The 4,201-nt window shown below is 70.2% G+C and carries 4 protein-coding genes; 2 read left to right on the top strand and 2 right to left on the bottom strand.

The window, feature by feature from the left end:
- Together EHS43_RS38895 and EHS43_RS38890 are read right to left on the bottom strand one after the other, a co-directional pair.
- On the bottom strand, nucleotides 1-343 hold a 343-nt coding region (locus EHS43_RS38895), incomplete at its 3' end, for a Zn-ribbon domain-containing OB-fold protein (RefSeq protein ID WP_125195295.1).
- Complete coding sequence (locus tag EHS43_RS38890; RefSeq protein ID WP_125195294.1) at nucleotides 343-789, bottom strand: DoxX family membrane protein; 447 nt, start codon at nucleotides 787-789, stop codon at nucleotides 343-345. The genes EHS43_RS38890 and EHS43_RS38895, both read right to left, overlap by 1 nt.
- 195 nt (nucleotides 790-984) lie before the next feature.
- Here EHS43_RS38890 and EHS43_RS38885 point away from each other — a divergent pair, with 195 nt between their 5' ends.
- The gene (locus EHS43_RS38885; protein ID WP_260470914.1) at nucleotides 985-2,616 is read left to right on the top strand and encodes a subtype B tannase; all 1,632 of its coding nucleotides are present in this window, start codon (nucleotides 985-987) and stop codon (nucleotides 2,614-2,616) included.
- Between the two features lie 239 nt (nucleotides 2,617-2,855).
- The gene (locus tag EHS43_RS38880) at nucleotides 2,856-4,049 is read left to right on the top strand and encodes an NAD(P)/FAD-dependent oxidoreductase (RefSeq protein ID WP_125195293.1); all 1,194 of its coding nucleotides are present in this window, start codon (nucleotides 2,856-2,858) and stop codon (nucleotides 4,047-4,049) included.
- Nucleotides 4,050-4,201 lie beyond the last annotated feature (152 nt).

The following is a 4,201-nucleotide window of genomic DNA, read 5'->3' as shown; positions in this document are numbered from 1 at the left end:
GCTCCAACCCCGCCCGCAGCTCACCGTGCGCACAGTCCACGAGCTCCGTCATCATCCGGGGTCCCTCCGCGAGGTCGACGACGGCGGCGACGTACGGGGTGCGGTCCTTGAAGGGGGGCAGGTCGTTGCGGTGGACGACGGACCAGGTGTGGAGGGTGGCCCGGCCGGTCGCCGTATGCCAGGAGACGTCCTCGCTCCAGCAGTGCGGGCAGAACTCCCGCGGATAGTAGTGCACTTGGCCGCAGGAGCCGCAGAGTCTGAGCAGCAGAACGCCCCGCGCCGCCGCGTCCCACCAGGTCCGGGTGAACGCGTCCGTCTCCGGCAGGTCGTAGCGCGCACCCATCAGAACCAGCCCAGCACCGCGTCGAGCGACCACGTCTGCCAGGACATCGCGAACAGGGCCACGACCGAGATGAGGGCCATCATCGAGTTCTGCCCCTGCTCGGCCCAGTCGTGGATCATCAGGGTGAAGTAGAGGACGTTCAGGAGCAGGCCGCCGACCAGGGCCACCGGGGTCAGCAGACCGAGTATCAGGCCCACGCCCAGGGCGAGTTCGGCGTAGGCGACGACGTACGCCATCGTCTTCGGGCGGGGCGCGACCACCACGTCGAACCCGCTGCGGACCGGGGTCCAGCGGTGCTTGGCGGCGATGTCCGCGGCCCAGGTGATGCCGCCGCCCTCGAACCATGTCCTCTTGTCCTTGTGCCGCCAGCTCTCCAGCCACCACAACCCGAGCCCTATGCGCAGCACGGCCAGCCATTGCGCGCCGGTCAGCCAGATCGTGTCCATGAAATCTGACGGTACGTCAGGTCGGCGAGCCCGGGAAGCCCCCCGACCCCGGCCCGGTGGGGTTCCATGAGAGAGAACCCTGTGCACCGCCTGAGAAGCTGTGGGTCCCCCGTGAATAACCCAGGATTGTTGGCAATTTTGTCGAAGATACGGCTACGTTCGATCCCGCCAGCGAAACCGCCTAGGGAGCCAACCGTGAAGCACAGGGCAATCAAGCGCAGGAACGTCGTCATCGGCCTCGGCGCGACGGCCGGGGCCGCGGCCATCGGAGGCCTGTCCCTGAACGCCAGCGCGTCGACCGACGGCTCCACCGGGAACGGCGACGACAGCCTCGTCTTCGACCCGGCCGCCTATACGAAGCTGACGACCACCGTCACCGACACGCAGGGCACCGAGCACGCGGTCACCTACCACTTCTGGAAGGCGATCACCTACGTCTCCCGGCCCGTCGACGCGACCTACCAGTCGCTGAACGTCAGCGTCCCGGTCGAGATCGACGGCACCGCGGTCGACGCGAGCAACGCCCCCATCCTGTTCGCGAACTCCGTCGGCGGCTACATGCCGTCCTCCGTGGCGAACGCGACCGGCGTCGGCGGCGCGAGCATGGGCGGCGGAGCGGGCGGCGGCGCTCCGAGCGGGGCGCCCACGGCGAGCCCCTCCGCCTCGGCTCCGGGCGCCAACGGCAACACCAACGCCACCGGCGGCGCCATGAACACCAACCAGCTCCTGGCCCTCGCCGCCGGCTACGTCGTCGTCGAGCCCGGCGCCCGCGGCCGCGGCCTGAAGAACTCCGCGGGCGAGTACTACGGCAGCGCCCCCGCCGTGATCGTCGACCTCAAGGCGGCCGTCCGCTACGTGCGGTCCAACAAGGGCCGCATCCCCGGCGACGTCGACCGGATCGTCTCCGCCGGCACCAGCGCGGGCGGTGCCGTCTCCGCCCTGCTCGGCGCCTCCGGCGACAGCCCGATCTACGACAGGTACCTGAAGGAGATCGGCGCGGCCGACGCCTCCGACGCGATCTTCGCGGTGGGCGCGTGGTGCCCGATCACCGACCTGGAGCACGCCGACGGCGCCTACGAGTGGAACTGGGGGACCAACACCCTCAGCACCGGCAAGCAGGTCGACCAGACGGTCTCGAAGGACCTCCAGGCGCAGTTCGCCGAGTACCAGGCGAAGTTGCGGCTGCGCGGCCTCAAGGGCTCCGGCTTCGGCACCCTCACCGCCCGCAACTACGACGCGTACCTGCTCAAGCAGTACATGGAGCCCTCGGCCACCACTTATCTCGCGGCCCTGACGGACTCCGAGCGCGAGACCTACCTCGCCAAGAACACCTTCATCACCTGGGACGGCGAGAAGGCCTCCTTCACCTGGGCCGACTACCTCACCCACGTCGGCGCCCGCAAGAAGACCGTGCCGGCCTTCGACGCCTTCGACCTGTCGGCGGGCGAGAACAACGAGTTCGGCTCGGCCACGACCGCCAACCGCCACTTCACCGCGTACGGCGCAAGGAACGACACCACGGGCCTGTCCACCAAGCGCGTCGAGAGCGACATCCCCGAGCTGCTGCACCTGATGAACCCGATGTACCACCTCGTGGACAAGGTCAACGGGAAGCGCTCCAGGCACTGGTGGATCCGCCTCGGCACCAACGACACCGACACCTCGCACGTCATCTCCGCGAACCTCGCCGCCCGCGCCGAGAACCTCGGCGACGAGGTGAACCACCGCTACTACTGGGACCAGGGCCACGGCGCCAACACCGACCCGGGCGACTTCATCACCTGGATCGCCGCGGTCACCGGCCACAGGAAGGCCGGGAAGAAGTAGCCGGTACCCCACGGCACCCCCGACCGCGGCCCCGGTTTCCCGTCAGTCTCCGGCCGTCGCACGCCACGGCGCCGGGTTCCGCAGCAGCGGGCCCGGCGCCGTGGTCTTCCCCGTATCCGCACAACCAGGTGACCTACGCCACAGGTCCCACCCGCCCCTCCTACAGGCGTGATCGATCCGCAACCAATTCCCCTCTTGACCGAGACCCATCAACGCGCTGTCTGATTACGCTCGCGCTCATGGCCGACTCCACACCCGCAGACCGCCCCGACCAGCCCGATCGCCCCGTGTACGTCATCGGCGGCGGACCGGCCGGCCTCTCCGTCGCTCACGCACTGCAGGCCCGGGGCGTCCGCGCGGTCGTCCTGGAGAAGTCCGAGCAGGTCGGCGCGTCCTGGCGGCGCCACTACGACCGCCTCCACCTGCACACCACCCGCCGCCTGTCGGCCCTGCCCGGCCTGCCGATGCCCCGCCGCTTCGGCCGCTGGGTCTCCCGCGACGACGTGGTGCGCTACCTGGAGAAGTACGCCGAGTTCCACGAACTGGAGACCGTCACCGGAGTCGAGGTCTCCCGCGTCGAGCGCACCCCCGACGGCACCGGCTGGCTGCTGCACGCCACCGGCGGCCGCGAACTGACCGGCGCCGCGGTGGTCGTGGCCACCGGCTACAACCACACCCCGCTGCTGCCGGACTGGCCGGGCCGCGAGGAGTACAAGGGCGAACTCCTGCACGCGGGCGAGTACCGCAATCCGGCGCCCTGGGCCGGCCGGGACGTCCTCGTCGTCGGCGTCGGCAACACCGGTGCCGAGATCGCCGTGGACCTGGCCGAGGGCGGCACCTCGCGGGTACGGCTGTCCGTGCGCACCGCCCCGCACATCGTCCGCCGCTCCACGGCGGGCTGGGCCGCCCAGTACACGGGCGTGCTCGTACGACGCCTGCCGGTCGGCCTCGTGGACCGGCTGGCCCGGCCCATGGCGAGACTCAGCGTGCCCGACCTGTCCGCGCACGGCCTGCCCCGCCCCGACACCGGCCTCTACAGCCGGGTCAAGGAGGGCGCCATCCCGGTCCAGGACGTCGGCCTCGTCGATGCGGTCCGCACGGGCCGGGTCGAGGTCGTGGCCGCCGTCGAGGGCTTCGAGGACGACAAGGTCCTGCTGGCCGACGGCACCCGCGTCACCCCGGACGCGGTGATCGCGGCCACGGGCTACACCCGCGCCCTCGACGGCCTGGTCGGCCACCTCGACGTCCTGGACGACCGCGGCGCACCGGTCGTCAACGGCGCCCGGGCCCCGCAGAACGCCCCCGGTCTCTACTTCACGGGCTATGTCACTCCCATCAGCGGCACCTTCCGCGAGGTGGCGATCGACGCGGAGAAGATCGCGAAAGCCGTGGTGAAGGGCGGTACGGGCCGGCTCTCGAAGCTCCCCGTCTGACACGGAAATCCCCAACTGACCTTCGTACGACTCCCGTTGCTCATGTGCCAGATGCGACGGGAGCGTTGTCCTGTGCCGTCGTGCGGGGCCAGAATGTGAACACTTCTCATGTTCTAGCTCCACACTCTCTCCACCACGGAGGACGCACGTGG

Origin of the sequence: Streptomyces sp. RP5T (genome assembly GCF_003933965.1) — a bacterium.
Lineage (GTDB): Bacteria > Actinomycetota > Actinomycetes > Streptomycetales > Streptomycetaceae > Streptomyces.
Note: the sequence above shows the minus strand (reverse complement) of the source record. Positions and strands in the feature narration are given on the sequence as shown.